The following is an 869-nucleotide window of genomic DNA, read 5'->3' on the forward strand; positions in this document are numbered from 1 at the left end:
AGGTGCTGGTCCTCGTCGACCACCTCGAGGGTGAGATCAAGAAGGCGACGTTGGAGTTGTTGACCGCGGCCCGCGCGTTGGGGGAGCCCAGCGCGGTGGTGGTGGGTGCGGCGGGCACGGCGGCGAAGCTGGCCGGGGTGTTGAAGGAGCACGGCGCGGAGAAGATCTACGTCGCGGAGACCGACTCGAGCGAGTTCCTCACCCCGGAGGTGGGGGTGCTGGCGTCGCTGGTGGAGTCGAGGGATCCGGCGGCGGTGCTGATCGCGGTCTCGGCCGATGGCAAGGAGATCGCCGGGCGGGTCGCGGTGCGCACCGGGTCGGGGCTGCTCAGTGATGTGGTGGCGGTCGCCGCGGATGGGGTGACGCATTCGGTGTTCGGTGGGGCGTTCATCGCGGAGGCGAAGGCCACCACCGGGCATCCGGTGATCACGGTGCGGCCGGGTTCGGTGGAGATCGAGCCGGCCGCGGGTGCGGGTGTGGAGGAACAGGTCGCGGTTCCCACTGCGGTGGGTCGGGCGGCGGTGGTGACGAGCCGGGAGCCGATCACCGGTGGGGATCGTCCGGAGCTGACCGAGGCGTCGGTGGTGGTCTCCGGTGGGCGTGGTGTGGGGTCGGCGGATGACTTCGCGGTGGTGGAGGCGTTGGCCGACTCGCTGGGCGCCGCGGTGGGGGCGTCGCGGGCGGCGGTGGACTCGGGGTATTACCCGCACCAGTTCCAGGTGGGTCAGACCGGGAAGACGGTGTCGCCGCAGTTGTATATCGCGTTGGGGATCTCGGGTGCGATCCAGCACCGGGCGGGGATGCAGACCTCGAAGACGATCATCGCGGTGAACAAGGACGCGGAAGCGCCGATCTTCGAGATCGCCGAC

The 869-nt window shown here is 70.2% G+C and carries 1 protein-coding gene; it reads left to right on the forward strand.

The window, feature by feature from the left end; translation table 11 throughout:
* Positions 1 to 2: 2 nt before the first annotated feature.
* Positions 3 to 869: electron transfer flavoprotein subunit alpha/FixB family protein (locus tag ABD743_RS44300; protein ID WP_344730719.1), on the forward strand; the 867-nt coding region annotated here is incomplete at its 3' end.

The organism is Pseudonocardia yunnanensis (genome assembly GCF_039534065.1).
Classification (GTDB): Bacteria; Actinomycetota; Actinomycetes; order Mycobacteriales; family Pseudonocardiaceae; genus Pseudonocardia; species Pseudonocardia yunnanensis.